Genomic DNA, 18,141 nt, shown 5'->3' with positions numbered 1-18,141 from the left:
CCGGTTAATCGGGAGAACGGCCAGTCCACGATGGTGAGTACGTGGCCCGGCCGGTCTCGGATGAAGTCTCGGCAACCTCAGGAGAGTTCGGCCAGCTCCTCCTCGGTGAGCAGGCGGGAACGGATCAGGAACCGTACGCCCTCCGGCGCCTCCAGCGAGAAGCCGGCGCCGCGCCCGGGGACCACGTCCACGGTCAGGTGGGTGTGCTTCCAAAGCTCGAACTGTGCGGACGACATCCAGAACGTGATCGGCTCGTCCACCCCTTCGATCCTGAGGGATTCGAGCAGCACATCGGACTGGCCGGTGCGGAACTCACCCTCCAGGTAGCACATCGGCGAGCTGCCGTCGCAGCACCCGCCGGACTGGTGGAACATCAACGGACCGTGCTGCCCCCGCAGCCGCCGCATCATCTCGGCGGCCGCGGGAGTCACGTCTACGCGAGCTGCCCGGGCCATGGCCTAGAAGAAGCCCATCGCCTTCGGGCTGTACGACACCAGCAGGTTCTTCGTCTGCTGGTAGTGGTCCAGCATCATCAGGTGGTTCTCCCGGCCGATGCCGGACTGCTTGTACCCGCCGAACGCGGCGTGCGCCGGGTAGAGGTGGTAGCAGTTCGTCCACACCCGGCCGGCCTTGATCCCCCGGCCGGCCCGGTACGCCTGGTTGATGTCCCGGGTCCACACGCCGGCGCCGAGCCCGTACAGCGAGTCATTGGCGATCTTGACGGCGTCGTCGGGGTCGGCGAACGGAGCCACCGCGACCACGGGTCCGAAGATCTCCTCCTGGAAGATCCGCATCGAGTTGTTGCCCTCGAAGATCGTCGGCTGCACGTAGAAGCCGCCGGACAGGTTGCCGCCCAGCTCCGCCCGCGCGCCGCCGGTCAGCACCTTGGCGCCCTCCTGCCGGCCGATGTCGAGGTACGACAGGATCTTCTCGAGCTGGTCGTTCGAGGCCTGCGCGCCGACCTGGGTCTCGGTGTCGAGCGGGTTGCCCTGTTTGAGGTTCTCCACCCGCTTGACGCCGGCGGCCATGAAGTCCTGATAGATGCTCTGCTGCACGAGCGCCCGGGACGGGCAGGTGCAGACCTCGCCCTGGTTGAGCGCGAACATCGCGAAGCCTTCGAGCGCCTTGTCGAAGAAGTCGTCGTCGGAGGAGGAAACGTCGGCGAAGAAGATGTTGGCGCTCTTGCCGCCGAGCTCGAGGGTGACCGGGATGAGGTTCTCGGACGCGTACTGCATGATCAGTCGGCCGGTCGTGGTCTCGCCGGTGAACGCCACCTTGGCTACCCGCTTCGACGAGGCCAGCGGCTTGCCGGCCTCGACGCCGAAGCCGTTGACGATGTTCACGACGCCCGGCGGCAGCAGGTCGCCGATCAGCGACATCAGGTAGTGGATCGAGGCGGGGGTCTGCTCGGCCGGCTTGAGGACGACCGCGTTGCCGGCGGCCAGCGCGGGCGCCAGCTTCCAGACCGCCATCAGGATCGGGAAGTTCCACGGAATGATCTGGCCGACCACGCCGAGCGGCTCGTGGAAGTGGTACGCGACGGTGTCGTCGTCGATCTGGCCGAGCGTGCCCTCCTGGGCCCGGATCGCGCCGGCGAAGTAGCGGAAGTGGTCGATCGCCAGCGGGATGTCGGCGGCCAGGGTCTCGCGTACCGGCTTGCCGTTCTCCCAGGCCTCGGCGACCGCGAGCTTTTCGAGGTTCGCCTCCATCCGGTCGGCGATCTTGTTCAGGATGGTGGCCCGCTCGGCGACCGAGGTGCGGCCCCACGCGTCGGCCGCGCCGTGCGCGGCGTCCAGGGCCCGCTCCACGTCGTCGGCGGTACCGCGGGCGATCTCGGTGAAGGTCTCGCCGGTCACCGGCGTGGGGTTCTCGAAGTACTGCCCCTTGGCCGGCGGCACGTACTCGCCGCCGATGTAGTTGTCGTACCGACTCTGGTAGCTGACGATCGATCCGTCGGAACCGGGCGGGGAGTAGGTGGTCATGGCGGCCTCCGCACCTTCAGGGTTAGGTGCGCAGGACGCTAGTTACGACCACGTTGCAACGACGTTGCAAGGCTGAGCCGGCCGGCGTCGCCTCCGGCTCGCAGGGGCTGCACCCTTCGGGGCCGATGTCGGGGGCGCCGAAAATGCCTTCAGCTTCGCTTGGCCATTTTCGGAGCCCCCGACATCGGCGGGCGCAGCCCGAATTCAACGGCCAGCTCGCGGATCCGGCCGGCGGCCAGGGGGCGGTCGGGGGAGCCCGGCGGGAGCAGCCTCGCGTACTCCTCCCACAGCTGCAGGTCGTCGGCGCCCCAGGGCGCGTGCAGCCAGGCCCGCAGCAGCGCCGGGTCGCGGGCGGCCAGCACCGCGGCGCGCACCTGCCCGTCCACCCGCCGGCGCAGGCGGGTGACGCCGGGCGCGTCGGAGAGCGGCAGCAGCGGCCCCGCGTACGCGTCGAGGGCCTCGGCCACCCGGCCGCGCTCCAGCAGGCGTGTCACCGTGCGGAAATCGGCGTCCAGCTCGGCGCGCAGCCGGTAGGGCCGCGACTCGAGCAGCTCCGGCCCGAGCGTGCGGCGCAGCCGGGACAGCTCGGCGCGCACCGTCACCGGGCTGACGTTGTCGCCGTAAAGATCAACACCAAGTTCCTCGCCGGTACGCCCTTCCGGGTGCGCCAGGAGCAGGACGAGCAGTTCCGAGTGTCGCCTGCCGAGCCGCCGCCGGACGCCGCCGAAGGTCAGCGACGCCTCGTTGCGGCCCAGCGCAAGCACCCGCCCGGCGCTGGCCGGCGGCGGCAGGTGGCTGGCCAGGTACGCCTCGGCCGCCAGCGCCGTCGCCCGGACCAGCGCCAGGCTGTGCGGATTGGCCACGACGTCGCCGCCGGTCACGTCGATCGCCCCGAGCAGCCGCCCGGACGCCGGGTCGTGGATCGGCGCCGCCGAGCACGTCCACCGCTGCACCGACCGGCTGAAATGCTCGGTCGCGAAGATCTGCAGCGAGTGGTCGACGGCGATCGCGGTGCCCGGCGCGTTGGTGCCGGCGTGCTCCTCGTCCCAGCGGGCGCCGGGCACGAAGTTCATCCGCTCCGCCCCGCGCAGCATCGACCGGCCGCCCTCGACCCACAGCAGCCGCCCGTACGCGTCGCAGACCGCCATCAGGTGATCGCCGTCCTCGGCCAGCCCGCCGAGCAGGTCGCGAAAGATCGGCAGCACCCGGGCCAGCGGATGGGCCGCCCGGTACTCCTTCAGCTCGCGGTCGCCCAGGTCGATCGGGGCGGTGCCGTCCGGGCTGCGGAGCGTGTCGGCCGAGCGCTTCCACGACTCGGCGACCACCGAGCGGATCTGCGGCACCGCGCCGTCGCCGGCCAGGAACCGCTCATGGGCATGCCCGATCTGCCGGATCCGCTCGGCCGGATCGGCGCCGTGATCGAGAGCGAGCCACGGGTTGGCCAAGGGGGCACCTCCAGGCCTCCCATCGTGACCGGCATGACCAGCCGCGACAACCCGCTCGTAACGGTCGCGGTGCCCGATTGCCACCCGTTCGTTGCGCCTGCTCCGTTACTCTCAGCGGAGTTCACCCAGGCTGAGGGGGAGAGTTGTCCGATCTGTCCAAGATCGTTAAGGCCTACGACGTGCGTGGGACGGTGCCCGACCAGTTCAACGAGTCGGTGGCCCGGGCGCTCGGCACGGCCTTCGTCGAGATGTTGCGCGAGTCCGGCGACGACGCGGATCGGATAGTGATCGCTCACGACATGCGCGAGTCCGGTCCGGCTCTGTCCGCGGCGTTCGGCCGCGGCGCCAACGCGGCCGGCGCGAGCGTCATCAGCATCGGCCTGGCCTCGACCGACGAGCTCTACTACGCCTCCGGCGCGCTCGGCCTGCCCGGCGCGATGTTCACCGCGAGCCACAACCCCGCTCAGTACAACGGCATCAAGCTGTGCCGCTCCGGCGCCAAGCCGGTCGGTCAGGACAGCGGCCTCGCGGTCGTCCGCCGCCGCGCCGAGGAGTTGCTGAACGACCTGAACGCGGAGGCCGACGGCCCGTCCCGGGTGGTGACCCGCGACCTGCTCGGCGACTATGCGGCGCACCTGCGCTCGCTGGTCGACCTCAGCGGCATCCGGCCGCTCAAGGTCATCGTGGATGCCGGCAACGGGATGGGCGGCTTCACCGTGCCGGCCGTGCTCGGTGACCAGGTGCTGCCGGCGCTGCCGCTGACGATCGTCCCGATGTACTTCGAGCTGGACGGTTCGTTCCCCAACCACGAGGCCAACCCGCTCGACCCGGCCAACCTGGTCGACCTGCAGGAGGCGATCCGCGAGCAGGGCGCCGACCTGGGCATCGCGTTCGACGGCGACGCCGACCGGTGCTTCATCGTCGACGAGCGGGGCGAGCCGGTCTCGCCGTCCGCGATCACCGGGCTGGTCGCCGTGCGCGAGCTGACCAAGTTCCCGGGCAGCACGGTCATCCACAACCTGATCACCTCGGCCGCGGTCCCCGAGATCATCGCGGAGAACGGCGGCACCCCGGTGCGCAGCCGGGTCGGCCACTCGTTCATCAAGGCCGAGATGGCCCGGACGAACGCGGTCTTCGGCGGCGAGCACTCGGCGCACTACTACTTCCGCGACTTCTGGTTCGCCGACACCGGCATGCTGGCCGCGATGCACGTGCTGGCCGCGCTCGGCGAGCAGGAGCGGCCGCTCTCCGAGTTGGCCGCCGAGTACGAGCGGTACAGCGCCTCCGGCGAGATCAATTCCACGGTCGCCGACGCCAGGGCCAAGGTCGCCGAGGTGCGCGAGCACTTCCCGGAGGCGACCGTGGACGATCTGGACGGGATGACCGCGAGGCTGCCGGACGGCGCCTGGTTCAACCTGCGGGCGTCCAACACCGAGCCGTTGCTGCGGCTGAACGTGGAGGCTCCGAAGCCGGACCGGATGGCATCGCTACGGGACGAAGTGCTCGCGATAGTGCGCCGGTAGGATCAAAGGGCTATCAGTCCGCAACACCGTAAGGAGTCGTTCGGTGGCCCTCGATCCGCAGTTGCTGGACATCCTGGCCTGCCCGGACAAGCATCACGCGCCGCTGACCTACGACCGCGACGCGCAGACGCTGACCTGCACGGAGTGCGGACGGATCTTCGAGATCCGCGACGACATCCCGATCCTGCTGCTGGATGAGGCCCGTCCGGCGGGGGGTAACTGATGGCGGAGGTCAACGGGCACCGCGTCGCGAACGAGTCGCTGCTCGACGACGAGAAGTCGATGCTGGCCAACGACCCGGGCGGCATGCTGCGCGCCACCGCGTCGGCCGGCGCCCAGGTCCGGGAATCGGCCGCGCTGGCCGCCGAGGCCGACCTGAGCCTGCTGGCCGACGAGGGCCGCCCCCGGGCGGTCGTCGTCGCCGGCATCGGCACCGCCGGCCTGACCGGCAACATCCTGGCCACCGTGGCCGGCCACCGCTGCCCGGTGCCGATCATCGGGCACCGCAGCGCCGGCATCCCCGGCTGGGTCGGCGCCGCCGACGTGGTCTTCGCCGTCTCCGCCTCCGGCCGCAGCCCCGAGGCGCTGGCCGCCGCCGAGGCCGCGGTCCGCCGCGGCGCCCGCCTGGTGGCGATCGGCAACCCCGACACCGAGTTGCAGGCGATGGCCGAGCGGGCCCGCTCGCCGTTCATCCCGGTGCCGCGCCGCGCGCCGGCCCGGGCCAGCCTCTGGGGCCTGGCCGTGCCGGTGCTGCTCGCCGCCCGCGCGATCGGGCTCGTCAAGGTCAACGAGGCCGACCTGGCCGAGACCGCGACCCGGCTGGACGCCGACGCCGAGCGTTGCCGCCCCGGCGCCGACTCGTTCGTCAACCCGGCCAAGTCGCTCGCGCTCGGCCTGGCCGGCTCGATCCCGATCGTCTGGGGCTCGTCCCCGCTGGCCACCGTCGCGGCCCGCCGCTTCGCCGACACGCTCGCCGCGAACGCGCGCTACCCGGTGATGGCCGGCGCCCTCGGCGAGGCCGGCCGCGGCCGGGTGGGCCTGCTCGACGGCGTCTTCGGCGGGCTGGCCGAGTTCTCCCGCGACATCTTCGCCGACCCCGACGACGAGGAGGGCGACGCCGGCACCCGGCTGCGCCTCGTGCTTCTCCGGGACGGCGGGCTCAACCCCGAGGAGGACGCCGACGAGCCGGTCGCCGTCGAGGAGCGTCGCGCCGACGCGGTGCAGACCCTCGCCGAGCGCCGGGGCGTCCGCTGCGACGTGCTCACCGCCGAGGGCGGCTCGGCGGTCGAGCGGCTCGCCTCGCTCACCGCGGTGCCCGACTTCGCGTCGCTCTACCTGGCGCTGGCGCACGGGCTGGACCCGATGGCCGTGCCGGCGATCAGCGAGATGAAAGAGCTGTCCAACCCGATGCCGGAGGGGATTCAGTGAGCGCGGAGGGCGGCACCCGCGCGATCATCGCCGCGCTCTCGGCCAACCTCGGCATCGCGGTCACCAAGTTCGTCGCCTGGGGCCTGACCGGCTCGTCGTCGATGCTGGCCGAGGCGATCCACTCGGTGGCCGACTCGGGCAACCAGCTGCTCCTGCTGCTCGGCGGCCGGCGCTCGCGGCGGCAGGCGACCCCCGAGCACCCGTTCGGCTACGGCCGCGAGCGCTACGTCTACGCGTTCATCGTGTCGATCGTGCTGTTCAGCGTCGGCGGGCTGTTCGCGCTCTACGAGGCGTACCACAAGATCCAGCACCCCGAGCCGATCCACTCCTGGAAGTGGGTCCCGGTGGTGGTGCTGGTCATCGCGATCGCGCTCGAGGGCTATTCGTTCCTGACCGCGATCAAGGAGTCCAACCACACCCGCGGCAAGGTCACCTGGGTCAACTTCGTGCGCCGGGCCAAGGCGCCGGAGCTCCCGGTCGTGCTGCTCGAGGACACCGGCGCCCTGATCGGCCTGGTGCTCGCCCTGTTCGGCGTGGCGCTCACCCTGATCACCGGCGACGGCGTGTGGGACGGCGTCGGCACCGCCGCGATCGGCGTGCTGCTGGTGGCGATCGCGGTGATCCTGGCGATCGAGACGAAGAGCCTGCTGATCGGCGAGGGCGCCAACCCCGAGGAAGTCCGCAAGATTGAAAAGGCGATCCTGGCCGGCGCCGGCATCGAGCGGATCATCCACATGAAGACGCTGCACCTGGGCCCGGAAGAGCTGCTGGTCGCCGTCAAGATCGCGGTGCCGCGCGCCGAGCGCGCCGACGACCTGGCCCAGCACATCGACGAGACCGAGCTCCGCATCCGGGAGGCCGTGCCGATCGCCCGGGTGATCTACATCGAGCCCGACATCTATCGCGAGCGCAAGGCGCCGACGGTGACCGAGGGCGCCTCGGCGGCGGCGGGGTAAAAGCTGATGCGGGGTAAAAGCTGATGACCGTGTATCCACTGTCCGGTGTCATCCGTCCCTACGCGTGGGGCTCGCACACCGCGCTCGCCGAGCTGCAGGGCCGCCCGGCCCCCACCGAGGCCCCCGAGGCGGAGCTCTGGCTCGGCGCCCACCCCGACGACCCGTCCGTCGTCGGCGGCCCCGCGGGCGACGTCAGCCTGGCGTCCTTCATCGGCGGCAACCCGCAGGCCCAGCTCGGCGAGCGGGTGCTCGGCGAGTTCGGCCCCCGCCTGCCGTACCTGCTGAAGGTCCTGGCCGCCGAGGCCCCGCTCTCGCTGCAGGCCCACCCCGACCTCGAGTACGCGAAGCAGGCCTTCGCCCGCCAGCAGGCCGACCCGACCCTGCCCAGGAACTACACCGACGCCAACCACAAGCCCGAGATGCTGGTCGCGCTGACCCGGTTCGAGGCCCTGTGCGGCTTCCGCGCCCCCACCGCCGCCGCCGACACCATCGAGGCACTGGCCGTCCCCGCGCTCGACCCGGTGGTCAAGTCCCTCCGCGCCGGCGACCTGCGCGGCGCCGTCGAGACCCTGCTCTCCTGGCCGCAGGACGACCGCGCCCCCCTGATCGACTCGGTGGTCACCGCCGCGAAGTCCCACCCCGGCGACGAGGCCCACGCCCTGGCGATCCACCTGGCCGGCTACTACCCCGGCGACCCCGGCGTGCTGGTGGCGCTCCTGCTCAACCACGTCCACCTGCAGCCCGGCGAGGCCATCTGGATGCCCGCCGGCAACCTGCACGCCTACCTCCGCGGCACCGGCATAGAGCTGATGGCCGCCAGCGACAACGTCCTGCGCGGCGGCCTGACCCCGAAACGCGTCGACGTCCCCGAGCTGCTCAGGGTCCTCCGCTTCGAGGTCCTCGACGACCCCATCGTCAAGCCGACGGAGCTGTCCCCCGGCGTCCTGACCTGGCCCGTCCCCGTCCCGGATTTCGCCCTCTACCGCCTGGAACTCGACGGCACCCGTCCCCCGACAGAAGTCCCGGCCGAGGGCCCGCGCGTCATCGTCACCACATCAGGCGACCTCTTCGCCGGCGAGTCGGTGGACGGCACCCCCATCGAGCTGGCCCGGGGCGACGCGGCTTTCGCCCCCGCCGACGTCGGCAAAATCAAGCTCGCCGGCCAGGGCGTGGCGTTCGTGGCTGCGGTCCCGGTCTGACTCGCGACCTTCGAGTTGCCTCCGCTCCGGGCCGCGTCTCACTCTGGTCGTTTTCCGTAGCCGGTACGAGGCGAGCCCGTTCCCAACCGCAATTCCACCCGACCCGCTGTGCACCGCGATCTGAGTGCAACTTCAGCCCGCGCCGCGACCGCCGGGCTGAGCTGCATGGGTTTGGTGGGGCACTCTCCGTGTGGGCGCCCGAACAATAAAAACCGAAATTTCCGGATTTGCTTGACAAGGGTGACTGCGTAGTGTGAATCTATAACCACGCAGCGTCATTGGTGATCGGGGGGTCCCACGGACGCGCGCGGTACCAAACCGGGGGGATGAACGGGGCGGCGGGCTTTGCCTGTCGTCCCGTTCGCTATTGCCGGCCGGGGGACGGCCGCGAGCGCAAGTGGGCAGGTCAGCCCGGCGGTCGCGGCAGACGCCGGCATGGCACCCAGCTCGCGCGGCCCGCCGGGTTCCCGCTCTTGCGGTTGTGGCCGGGCCGTCATCCCGTATCCGCTGAATTCGCTCGAGCAAAGTCCTGAAGTGAGTTTCATGACGGTTGCCGGCGGCCCATCCGAGGCCGATCGCTACCGCCATCGAGGAGCGGCATCGAGCCCCCGTCCGCGCCCGCTGGACGGGGGCTCGATTTCCCCGGGGTTCGGTGGTTGCCGCCACCGGGGACCCCGCCTCTCAGGTTCATTTCCTCATGCGCCCTGACGTGCGTGCAAGTGCATACTGTGCGGTGCAAGTTGCAGAGAGCCACCGCCGCGCGGTTAAGGTGTCTGGCGTGGCGAGGCCGACCTCCACTGCGCGGCGCGAGCTGGGCGTCGAGTTGCGCCGGCTCCGCGGTGGCCGGCGTGCGGCCGCGGTCGCCGCGGCGCTCGGCTGGTCCGAGTCGAAGCTGAGCCGGATCGAGACGGCGCACACCGCGATCAGCGAGGAAGATCTCGAGCGGCTCCTCGCGGCCTACGGCGTCGGCGCCGAGGAGCGTGACCGCCTGCACGACCTGGGCCGCCGCGGCCGGGCGCGGGCCTGGTGGACGCCGTATCGGTCGTCGGTCCCCGATCCGTATGACGAGTTCGTCGCGCTCGAGGCCGAGGCCACCTTCATCAGTGAGTGGGAGAGCCAGGTCGTCCCCGGTCTGCTGCAGACCGACGAGTACGCCCGCGCGGTGATCGAGGCGGGCGCCGACGTGGGCGATCCGGCCGTGGCCCAGCGCCGGCTCGCGCTGCGGATGGCCCGGCAGGCGGTGCTCACCCGGGAACCGCCGCCGTATCTGCTGATGGTGCTGGATGAGGCGGTGCTCTACCGGGAGGTGGGCGGCGTCGAGGTGCTGCGCCGTCAGGTGGCGAAACTCGCCGAGGACAGCCGCCGCCCGGGCGTGGAGCTCCGGATCCTGCCGTTCTCCGCGGGCGCGCACGCCGGCCAGGGGGAGTCGTTCCTGGTGCTCGAGTTCCCGGCCGGTACACGTAACCCGATCGTGCACTGCGAGGGACTGATGGGCGGTCTCTTCCGAGTGACCGAGGTCGAGGTGGAGATCTACCGGGACGCCCTCGCTGACCTGCGGGAACGCTCTTTGCCGGCAGAAGACAGCCGAACGGTCATCGCTGAAAGGGAGGAAGCGCTCCGGTCCGCGACGGCCTGGTGAGCTGAAATGGAGGCGCATCCATCCTGGAAGGGGACAGTCATGCGGTACGCCAATCTCACCTGGCGTAAGAGCACTCGAAGCGCGGCAGCCGGCCACTGCGTCGAGGTAGCGAACGTTACGGCGGCCGTGCTGGTGCGCGACTCGAAGGACGCGAACAGTCCCGTCCTCACCTTCGCCACCTCTGAGTGGTCGGGGTTCATCGCCGGGATCCGGGCCGGGGAGTTCGATCGCCCCGGGGCCTGAGGCTCTCACCCGAAGGAAGCGGGCGGTCCCATCGGGGCCGCCCGCTTCTTGCTGCCTACAGATAAGTCGAGGGACTTGCTAAGGTATGGCAGACCTAAGTTAGGGTCGCCTTAGCTAATAGTGACCTAGCCTACAGCGGCGCGTCGAGAAGCGGAGAGCCATGCTTGCCACCTACCTCATCGGATTGCGCGAGGGGTTGGAGGCCACCCTGGTGGTCAGCATCCTCATCGCCTTCCTGGTCAAGTCGGAACGCAAGGACAAGCTCAAGCTGGTCTGGATCGGCGTGGCCGCCGCGGTGGCGGTCTCCGTGATCTTCGGCTGGCTGCTCAGCTACACCGAGACGACGCTGCTGCAGGACTACCGGCAGCAGGAGCTCTTCGAGGCGGTCACCTCGATCGCGGCGATCTGCTTCGTCACCTGGATGATCTTCTGGATGCGCCGGGCCGCCCGGGGCATCGCCGGCGAGCTGCGCAACAAGCTGCAGGACGCGCTGGCGGTCGGCTCGCTCGCGGTCGGCTTCATGGCCTTCCTCGCCGTGGTCCGCGAGGGCCTGGAGACCTCGCTGATCTTCTACGCCGCGGTACAGGGCGCCAACCTCGACGGTGGCCCGCTGTTCGCGCTGATCGGCGGCATCCTCACCGCCGTCGCGATCGGCTACCTGATGTACGCGACCGCGGTCCGGATCAACCTGACCGTGTTCTTCAGGTGGACCGGCGTGCTGCTGATCCTGGTCGCCGCCGGCATCTTCAAGTACGGCGTGCACTCCCTCCAGGAGGCCACCGTGCTGCCCGGCGTGAACGACATCGCCTACCACGCGGCCGGCGTCCTCGACCCGTCCACCTGGTACGCCACCCTGCTCGCCGGCATGTTCAACGTCACCGCCGAGCCGACGGTCCTCGAGGTGCTCGCCTGGGTGCTGTACGCCGTGCCCGTCCTCGTTCTGTTCCTCTGGCCGGCGCGCAAACCCGCCCCGGCGCCCACCCCCGCACCGCAGGTCTAGGAGAATTCGTGCGCCGTACCCCTCTGATCCTTTCGCTGGTCGCGATCAGCGCCGTCGCCGCCTGCGGCAGCAAGTCGGACAAGTCGACCGCCGCCGGCTCGGCCGGCCCGATCACCGTAAAGGCTTCCGACACCGCGTGCGAGGTGGCCAGGAGCCAGCTCGACGCCGGCACCCACGTCTTCACGATCGCCAACAAGGGCAGCAAGGTCACCGAGTTCTACGTCTACGCCGAGGGCGACCGGGTGATGGGCGAGGTCGAGAACATCACCCCGGGCCTCTCCCGCGAGCTGCGCGTCGAACTGCCGGCCGGCACCTATCAGACCGCGTGCAAGCCGGGCATGGTCGGCAACGGCATCCGGAACACGCTGACCGTGGCCGGCTCGGCCGCGCCGCTCTCCCAGGACGCGGCGCTGGCCCAGGCGGTGACGAGCTACACGTCGTACGTCGTCTCGCAGAGCGAGGCCCTGGAGCAGAGGACCGGCGACTTCGTGTCCGCGGTGAAGGCCGGCGACCTGGCCAAGGCCAAGCAGCTCTACCCGGTGGCGCGCACCTACTACGAGCGGATCGAGCCGGTGGCCGAGAGCTTCGGTGACCTGGACCCGAAGATCGACGGCCGTGAGGACGACGCCACCGCCGAGTTGCCCTTCACCGGCTTCCACAAGCTGGAGAAGGACCTGTGGGTGACCAAGGACGTGAGCAAGGACGGCGCGATCGCCGACCAACTGCAGGCCGACGTCAAGGACCTGGTCGCCAAGGCCAAGACCGAGAAGCTCACCCCGCTGCAGCTGGCCAACGGCGCCAAGGAGCTGCTCGACGAGGTCGCCACCAGCAAGATCACCGGGGAGGAGGAGCGCTACTCGCACACCGACCTGTGGGACTTCGCGGCCAACGTGGACGGCTCGCAGGCGGCGGTCGCGGCCCTGCGCCCGGCGCTCGAGCAGCGCAAGCCCGAGCTGGTCAAGCAGATCGACACGGCGTTCACCAGCGTCGACTCCGAGCTCGCGAAGTACCGCGACGGCGACGGGTGGAAGCTGCAGAACCAGCTCACGCAGGAGCAGCTGAAGGGCCTGTCCGACGTGATCAACGCGCTTGCCGAGCCGATCAGCAAGATCGCCGGCGTGATCGCGGAGAAGTGACCATGTCGGAGAATGCGGTTTCTCGCCGGCGAGCGATCGGCCTCGCTGGCGCGGGGGTGGCGGGCGTCGTGGGGGCGTCAGCGGTCGGCGTGTCGCTTTTTACCGATAAATCAGAAAAATCGGCTGAGCCAGCCATTTCGGACGCGGTGGCCTTCCACGGTGCGACCCAGGCCGGCATCGTCACGCCGGCCCAGGACCGGCTGCACTTCGTGGCCTTCGACGTGCTCACCAAGGACCGCGCCGAGCTGGTCCAGATGCTCAAGGACTGGACCGCGGCGGCCGCCCGGATGACAGCCGGCCAGGACGCCGGCCCGATCGGCGCCACCGCGGGCATCCTCGAGGCCCCGCCGGACGACACCGGCGAGGCGATCGGGCTGCCCCCGTCCGGCCTCACCCTGACCATCGGCTTCGGGCCCAGCCTGTTCCGGGACGCGTCCGGCAAGGACCGTTTCGGGCTGGCCGCGCGCAAGCCGGCCGCGCTCGCCGACCTGCCGCACTTCCCGGGCGACACCATCGACCCGGCCATCTCGGCCGGCGACATCTGCGTGCAGGCCTGCGCGAACGACCCGCAGGTGGCGGTGCACGCGATCCGCAACCTGGCCCGGATCGGGATGGGCGCGGTCAGCGTGCGGTGGTCGCAGCTGGGCTTCGGGCGTACGTCGTCGACGTCCACCACGCAGGCGACCCCGCGCAACCTGTTCGGCTTCAAGGACGGCACCGCCAACCTGAAGGCCGAGGAAACCGACCTGCTCAAGCAGCACCTCTGGGTGCAGCCGGGGGACGGGCCGGACTGGATGACCGGCGGCTCGTACGCGGTCACCCGAAAGATCCGCATGATGATCGAGACCTGGGACCGCACCTCGATGGGCGAGCAGGAGACCATCATCGGGCGGACCAAGGGCGAGGGCGCGGCGCTCGGGCAGGCCAAGGAGTTCGACGAGATCGACCTGAAGGGTCTGAACGGCGCGGGTGACCCGCTGATCCCGGTGGACGCGCACGTGCGGCTCGCCCATCCGGACACCAACTCCGGTGCCCACCTGCTCCGCCGCGGCTACAACTTCGTGGACGGCTCGGACGGGCTCGGCCGGCTCAACGCCGGGCTGTTCTTCATCGCGTACCAGCGCGACCCGCGTACCCACTTCGTCCCGATCCAGACCAACCTCGCCCGCCACGACGCCATGAACGAGTACACCCGGCACGTCTCCAGCGGACTGTGGGCCTGCCCGCCCGGGGTCTCCGGACCCGACGACTTCTGGGGACGTGCGCTGTTCGCGTAGGCTGCCGGTCGGACAGAGATCGGTACCGGGGTACACGTGGTTCGGGAGGACAGTGCAATATTGGACCGCATGAGAGCCCGGGTACTCGTCGTCGATGACGATCCAGCGTTGGCCGAGATGCTCGGCATCGTCCTGCGTAGCGAGGGCTTCCTGCCCTCGTTCGTCGCCGACGGCGAGCGCGCCCTGGCCGCTTTCCGGGAAAACCGGCCGGACATCGTGCTGCTCGACCTGATGCTGCCCGGGATGAGCGGCATCGACGTGGCGCGTGCGATCCGCGCCGAGTCGGGCATTCCGATCGTGATGCTCACCGCGAAGAGCGACACCGTGGACGTGGTGCTGGGCCTGGAGTCCGGCGCCGACGACTACGTGGTGAAGCCGTTCAAGCCGAAGGAGCTGGTGGCGCGGATGCGCGCCCGGCTGCGCCGCGGTGAGGACGCCGCGCCGGAGCTGCTCACCATCGGCCCGCCCGGCAACCAGATCACCATCGACGTCCCGGCGCACACGGTGAGCCGGGACGACGACGAGGTCAAGCTCACCCCGCTGGAGTTCGACCTGCTGGTCGCGCTGGCCCGCAAGCCGCGCCAGGTCTTCACCCGCGAGGTGCTGCTCGAGCAGGTCTGGGGTTACCGGCACGCGGCCGACACCCGGCTGGTGAACGTCCACGTGCAGCGGCTCCGAGCGAAGATCGAGCCCGACCCGGAACGCCCCGAGATCATCCTGACCGTGCGAGGGGTCGGCTACAAGGCGGGCACCGCCTGATCGTAAGGGGCTAACCTTGCCGCGAGATGCGTGCTCCGGCCTGGCTCCCGATGCCCGTCCGCCGCGCCCTGCGGGTGCTGCGGCGGTATTTCCGCGTGCTCGCGCGCCGGTTCGAGAACTGGTCGGCCCCGGCGCGCCGGCAGTGGCGGCGCTCGCTGCAGCTGCGCATCGTCGCGATGACCCTGGCCGCGTCCAGCGTGCTGGTCGGCGCGTTCGGCTTCTTCGTCGCGCAGAACAGCGCCCGCATCCTGCTCAACCGCGCGCAGGACGAGGTGCAGTCCTCGCTGCAGAGCAAGACGAAGTGGGCGGCCTCCCAGCTCAGCGTGTATTACCCGCTGGGACCCGGGGTGCCCGACCCGAAGCTGCCGGAAGCCATGACTCAGACGGTCACCGCGCTGGCCGACAACGACCGGGCCGAGTCCGGCGGCTCGATCGTCGCGATGCGCGCCGGGCAGTACCCCGAGCTCAAGCAGGTCACCTCGACGAAGGTGAGCACCGACGAGCTGATCACCGGCGATCTGGTCAAATCGGTCGCGCAGGATTCCAAGATCGCTCGGCAGGTCCGCACCGCCACCATCGACGGCAAGAAGACCAAATATCTGGTGTACGGGTCGCCCGTGCCCACCAGCTTCGGCCACGTCGAGCTCTACTACCTGGTGCCGCTGACCACCGAGGACAGCGCCGCCAACCAGATCCGCACCACGGTCCTGGTCACCGGCCTGGCCCTGGTGCTCCTGCTCGGCGTGGTGGCCGGCCTGGTCACGCGCCTGGTCGTGCTGCCGGTGCGGGGCGCCGCGCGCACCGCCCAGCGGCTCTCGGCCGGCCTGCTCGACCAGCGGATGAAGGTGGACGGCGAGGACGACCTGGCCCTGCTGGCGGCGTCGTTCAACCAGATGGCGGCCAACCTCCAGCGACAGATCGTCCGCCTCGAGGAGATGTCCCGCCTCCAGCGCCGCTTCACCTCGGACGTGTCGCACGAGCTGCGCACCCCGCTCACCACGGTACGGATGGCGGCCGACCTGATCTTCTCGGAGCGCGACGAGTTCGAGCCGGCCGTGGCGCGCAGCGCCGAGCTGCTGCAGGCCGAGCTGGACCGGTTCGAGGGCCTGCTCACCGACCTGCTGGAGATCAGCCGCTTCGACGCCGGCTTCGCCGCGCTCGATGCCGAGCACACCGACCTGGTCCCGATCGTGGAGCGGGTCGCCGACCGGCTGGCCGGCCTGGCCGAGCGGGTCGGGGTGGCGATCGAGCTGCGCCTGCCGGAGACGCCGGTGATCGCCGAGGTCGACCCACGCCGGGTCGAGCGGGTGCTGCGCAACCTGGTCGGCAACGCGGTCGAGCACGGCGAGGGAAGGCCGGTGCAGGTCACCCTGGCGTGTGACGAGGCGGCCGTCGCGATCACCGTGCGCGACCACGGGATCGGCCTCAAGCCGGGGGAGGAGCGGCTGGTCTTCAACCGGTTCTGGCGGGCCGACCCGTCCCGTGCCCGGCAGACCGGCGGCACCGGCCTCGGCCTGTCGATCAGCGCCGAGGACGCCCGGCTGCACGGCGGCTGGCTGGAGGCGTGGGGCGCGCCCGGCGAGGGCGCCCAGTTCCGGCTGACCCTGCCGGTGCGCGCCGGCGACCGGCTGCTGAGCGCGCCGCTGCCGCTGATCCCGCGCGACCGCGTGCCCACGATCGAGGCGGGCGCCGCGGCGCCCGCCGCCGACGAGACCGCCGAGGTGGTGTGATGCGTCGCCTGCTGGCCGTCGCCGCCCTGGCCGCGCTGCTGCTGAGCGGCTGCGGCATCCCCGACGACACGAGGGTGACCGTCGTCGGCGCCGGGCCGTCCGGCGGCGCCGGTCCCCGCGAGGATCAGATCCAGTCGGTGCCGAACCCCCGCGAGGCCGCCAGCGACCCGAGACAGTTGCTGACGTATTTCCTCGAGGCGGCGGCCGGCGATCCGGACCACGCGGCGGAGCGGGTCAAGGCCTTCCTCGCGCCGAGCGCCAGAGCGGGCTTCGAGGCGGCCGGCCCCGAGATCCGGGTGATCCGGCTCAAGGGCGATCCGGTCTACCGCCCGAGCAACCAGCAGTTCACCTTCTACGCGCAGACCGTCGGCACGCTGAAGTCCAACGGCTCGCTGGAGCCGGCCGCCGCCGACCCGAACGGCTCCGCCCAGTACAGCGTGGAGGTCGGCCCGGTCGCCGGGCAGAGCGGCTACTTCGTCCTTCGCCCGCCCCCGCACCGGGTTCTGCTGCTCAGCGACACCGCGCTGAACGACTTCTACCAGCGCCGCACGATCTACTTCTGGAACAACGAGAACACCGCGCTGATCCCCGACCTGCGCTACATGCCCGGCAGCATCCCCAGCGCGCAGCAGCCCACCACGATCCTGAACTGGCTGGTGACCGGCCCGGCCAGCTGGCTCGGCGACGTCGCGAAGCCCTTGCCGAACAACACCCAGGCGCCGGAGAACGTGCCGGCCGTCACCAACGACACGCTCAGCGTGACATTGACCCCCCAGGCGGCCCCCGCCGGCGACACCAAGGCTCTCGACCGGCTGCGGCGGCAGTTGCAGTGGTCACTGTTGCGGCCCGACCAGGGGCCGCAGACGCTCGAGCTCAAGATCAAGGGCCAGGACCCGGTGCGGTACTCCGGTCAGGACTACCTCGTCAGCAACCCGGCGGACCGCCTGGTCGAAACGCCGCAGCGGTTTGCGATCTTCAACGGGGTGGTCCACCGCGTGAAGTCGCCGCAGGCCGGCGACCCCGTCCCGGCGTTGCGCCCGGAGGACAACAAGAACATCGCCTCGGCCGCGCTGAGCACCTCCGCCACGCACACGTTCGTCGCCGTGGTGACCGCGGGCAAGAACGGCAAGCTGCGGGTCGGCTCGGCGGCCGCCGGGGCGCAGGCCACGCTGCACGACGTCGGCCTTTCCGGCACACTCGGCCGGCCGGTCTGGGCGATTGCCGCCGATGGGGGCCCGCAGGGTGCGGTCGGCTTGATCACGGTGAACGGCAAGCTGTACAGCTTCGCGCCGGACGGCTCCGCGGCGGTGCAGGTCGATTGGCAGGGCGAGCCCGGCGCGATCACGGCCGTGTCGGTGGCGCCGGACGGGTGCCGGATGGCGGTCGTGGCCGGCGGCCGGCTCTACCGCGCGACGCTCGACACCAGCGGCGACACGGTCGCGCTGAGTACACCGGAGCGGTTGTTCCCGCCGCTCTTCAGCCAGGTGACGGCGGTGGCCTGGAGCAGCGAGACCTACCTGGCCGTGGCCGGCGCCAGCGCGGACGGCCAGCGGTACGCGGTGGTGGACGTGTCGGTCGACGGCGCGCTGTCGTACGTCCGGCTCGCCGACGTCGGCGGGGAGGCGGTCACCTATCTCACGGCCTACCCGGCCAACCCGACCAGCCACCGCGAGAACGCGGACGCCGAGTCGTACGAGACGGCCGGCGCGGCGTGGTACGTGACCAGCGTGCCCGCCAAGATCCCCGCGAGCGACCTGGTCGGCGTCCCGGCCAACCCGCCGCCCGGGCAGACCCCGACAGCCCCGTTCTTCCTCTTCTGATGCG

16 protein-coding genes are annotated in these 18,141 nt (G+C 70.9%); 13 read left to right on the top strand and 3 right to left on the bottom strand.

Annotated features, from left to right (window positions below):
- Nucleotides 1-77: 77 nt before the first annotated feature.
- The 3 genes from IH26_RS0105485 to IH26_RS0105475 all read right to left on the bottom strand — a co-directional run bounded on the left by IH26_RS0105485 (nucleotide 78) and on the right by IH26_RS0105475 (nucleotide 3,427).
- A complete protein-coding gene (locus IH26_RS0105485; RefSeq protein ID WP_030435001.1) occupies nucleotides 78-455 on the bottom strand; it encodes a DUF779 domain-containing protein in 378 nt (125 codons plus the stop codon).
- A 3-nt stretch (nucleotides 456-458) separates the two neighbouring features.
- Complete coding sequence (gene adh, locus IH26_RS0105480; RefSeq protein WP_030435000.1) at nucleotides 459-1,982, bottom strand: aldehyde dehydrogenase; 1,524 nt, start codon at nucleotides 1,980-1,982, stop codon at nucleotides 459-461.
- A 149-nt stretch (nucleotides 1,983-2,131) separates the two neighbouring features.
- Nucleotides 2,132-3,427: a GAF domain-containing protein gene (locus tag IH26_RS0105475; protein ID WP_030434999.1), complete on the bottom strand. Its 1,296-nt coding sequence runs from the start codon at nucleotides 3,425-3,427 to the stop codon at nucleotides 2,132-2,134.
- 143 nt (nucleotides 3,428-3,570) lie between these two features.
- On the opposite strand from IH26_RS0105475, the gene IH26_RS0105470 reads away from it, so the two are divergent.
- The 13 genes from IH26_RS0105470 to IH26_RS0105410 all read left to right on the top strand — a co-directional run bounded on the left by IH26_RS0105470 (nucleotide 3,571) and on the right by IH26_RS0105410 (nucleotide 18,137).
- The gene (locus tag IH26_RS0105470) at nucleotides 3,571-4,950 is read left to right on the top strand and encodes a phosphomannomutase/phosphoglucomutase (protein WP_030434998.1); all 1,380 of its coding nucleotides are present in this window, start codon (nucleotides 3,571-3,573) and stop codon (nucleotides 4,948-4,950) included.
- A gap of 43 nt (nucleotides 4,951-4,993) precedes the next feature.
- The gene (locus IH26_RS0105465; protein WP_030434997.1) at nucleotides 4,994-5,173 is read left to right on the top strand and encodes a Trm112 family protein; all 180 of its coding nucleotides are present in this window, start codon (nucleotides 4,994-4,996) and stop codon (nucleotides 5,171-5,173) included.
- Nucleotides 5,173-6,378 carry an SIS domain-containing protein gene (locus IH26_RS0105460; RefSeq protein WP_030434996.1) on the top strand — a complete coding sequence of 402 codons (1,206 nt, stop codon included), beginning with the start codon at nucleotides 5,173-5,175 and terminating at the stop codon, nucleotides 6,376-6,378. Before IH26_RS0105465 ends, IH26_RS0105460 begins: the two co-directional genes overlap by 1 nt.
- A complete protein-coding gene (locus IH26_RS0105455; RefSeq protein WP_030434995.1) occupies nucleotides 6,375-7,334 on the top strand; it encodes a cation diffusion facilitator family transporter in 960 nt (319 codons plus the stop codon). The genes IH26_RS0105460 and IH26_RS0105455 overlap by 4 nt, the downstream gene beginning before the upstream one ends.
- Nucleotides 7,335-7,357: 23 nt before the next feature.
- Complete coding sequence (gene manA / locus IH26_RS0105450) at nucleotides 7,358-8,533, top strand: mannose-6-phosphate isomerase, class I (protein ID WP_030434994.1); 1,176 nt, start codon at nucleotides 7,358-7,360, stop codon at nucleotides 8,531-8,533.
- Between the two features lie 778 nt (nucleotides 8,534-9,311).
- The gene (locus IH26_RS0105445; protein ID WP_030434993.1) at nucleotides 9,312-10,172 is read left to right on the top strand and encodes a helix-turn-helix domain-containing protein; all 861 of its coding nucleotides are present in this window, start codon (nucleotides 9,312-9,314) and stop codon (nucleotides 10,170-10,172) included.
- 39 nt (nucleotides 10,173-10,211) lie between these two features.
- The gene (locus IH26_RS0105440; RefSeq protein WP_030434992.1) at nucleotides 10,212-10,415 is read left to right on the top strand and encodes a DUF397 domain-containing protein; all 204 of its coding nucleotides are present in this window, start codon (nucleotides 10,212-10,214) and stop codon (nucleotides 10,413-10,415) included.
- A gap of 160 nt (nucleotides 10,416-10,575) precedes the next feature.
- Nucleotides 10,576-11,415, top strand: a complete 840-nt coding sequence (gene efeU, locus IH26_RS0105435) for an iron uptake transporter permease EfeU (RefSeq protein ID WP_030434991.1) — start codon at nucleotides 10,576-10,578, stop codon at nucleotides 11,413-11,415.
- A gap of 8 nt (nucleotides 11,416-11,423) precedes the next feature.
- The gene (gene efeO / locus IH26_RS0105430; RefSeq protein WP_034213789.1) at nucleotides 11,424-12,551 is read left to right on the top strand and encodes an iron uptake system protein EfeO; all 1,128 of its coding nucleotides are present in this window, start codon (nucleotides 11,424-11,426) and stop codon (nucleotides 12,549-12,551) included.
- A 2-nt stretch (nucleotides 12,552-12,553) separates the two neighbouring features.
- Entirely contained in the window at nucleotides 12,554-13,828 is a 1,275-nt protein-coding gene (gene efeB, locus IH26_RS0105425) for an iron uptake transporter deferrochelatase/peroxidase subunit (protein WP_030434989.1), read from the top strand.
- 69 nt (nucleotides 13,829-13,897) lie between these two features.
- Nucleotides 13,898-14,587 carry an MtrAB system response regulator MtrA gene (gene mtrA / locus IH26_RS0105420; RefSeq protein WP_030434988.1) on the top strand — a complete coding sequence of 230 codons (690 nt, stop codon included), beginning with the start codon at nucleotides 13,898-13,900 and terminating at the stop codon, nucleotides 14,585-14,587.
- A 26-nt stretch (nucleotides 14,588-14,613) separates the two neighbouring features.
- Nucleotides 14,614-16,317 (top strand): MtrAB system histidine kinase MtrB, encoded by a 1,704-nt coding sequence (gene mtrB / locus IH26_RS0105415; protein WP_245664922.1) that lies wholly within the window; start codon nucleotides 14,614-14,616, stop codon nucleotides 16,315-16,317.
- Nucleotides 16,317-18,137: an LpqB family beta-propeller domain-containing protein gene (locus IH26_RS0105410; protein WP_030434986.1), complete on the top strand. Its 1,821-nt coding sequence runs from the start codon at nucleotides 16,317-16,319 to the stop codon at nucleotides 18,135-18,137. The genes mtrB and IH26_RS0105410 overlap by 1 nt, the downstream gene beginning before the upstream one ends.
- Nucleotides 18,138-18,141: the final 4 nt, after the last annotated feature.

This window comes from Actinoplanes subtropicus, assembly GCF_000721705.1.
Classification (GTDB): Bacteria; Actinomycetota; Actinomycetes; order Mycobacteriales; family Micromonosporaceae; genus Actinoplanes; species Actinoplanes subtropicus.
The sequence above is the reverse complement of the archived record's forward strand: the minus strand, read 5'-3'. Positions and strand labels throughout refer to the sequence as shown.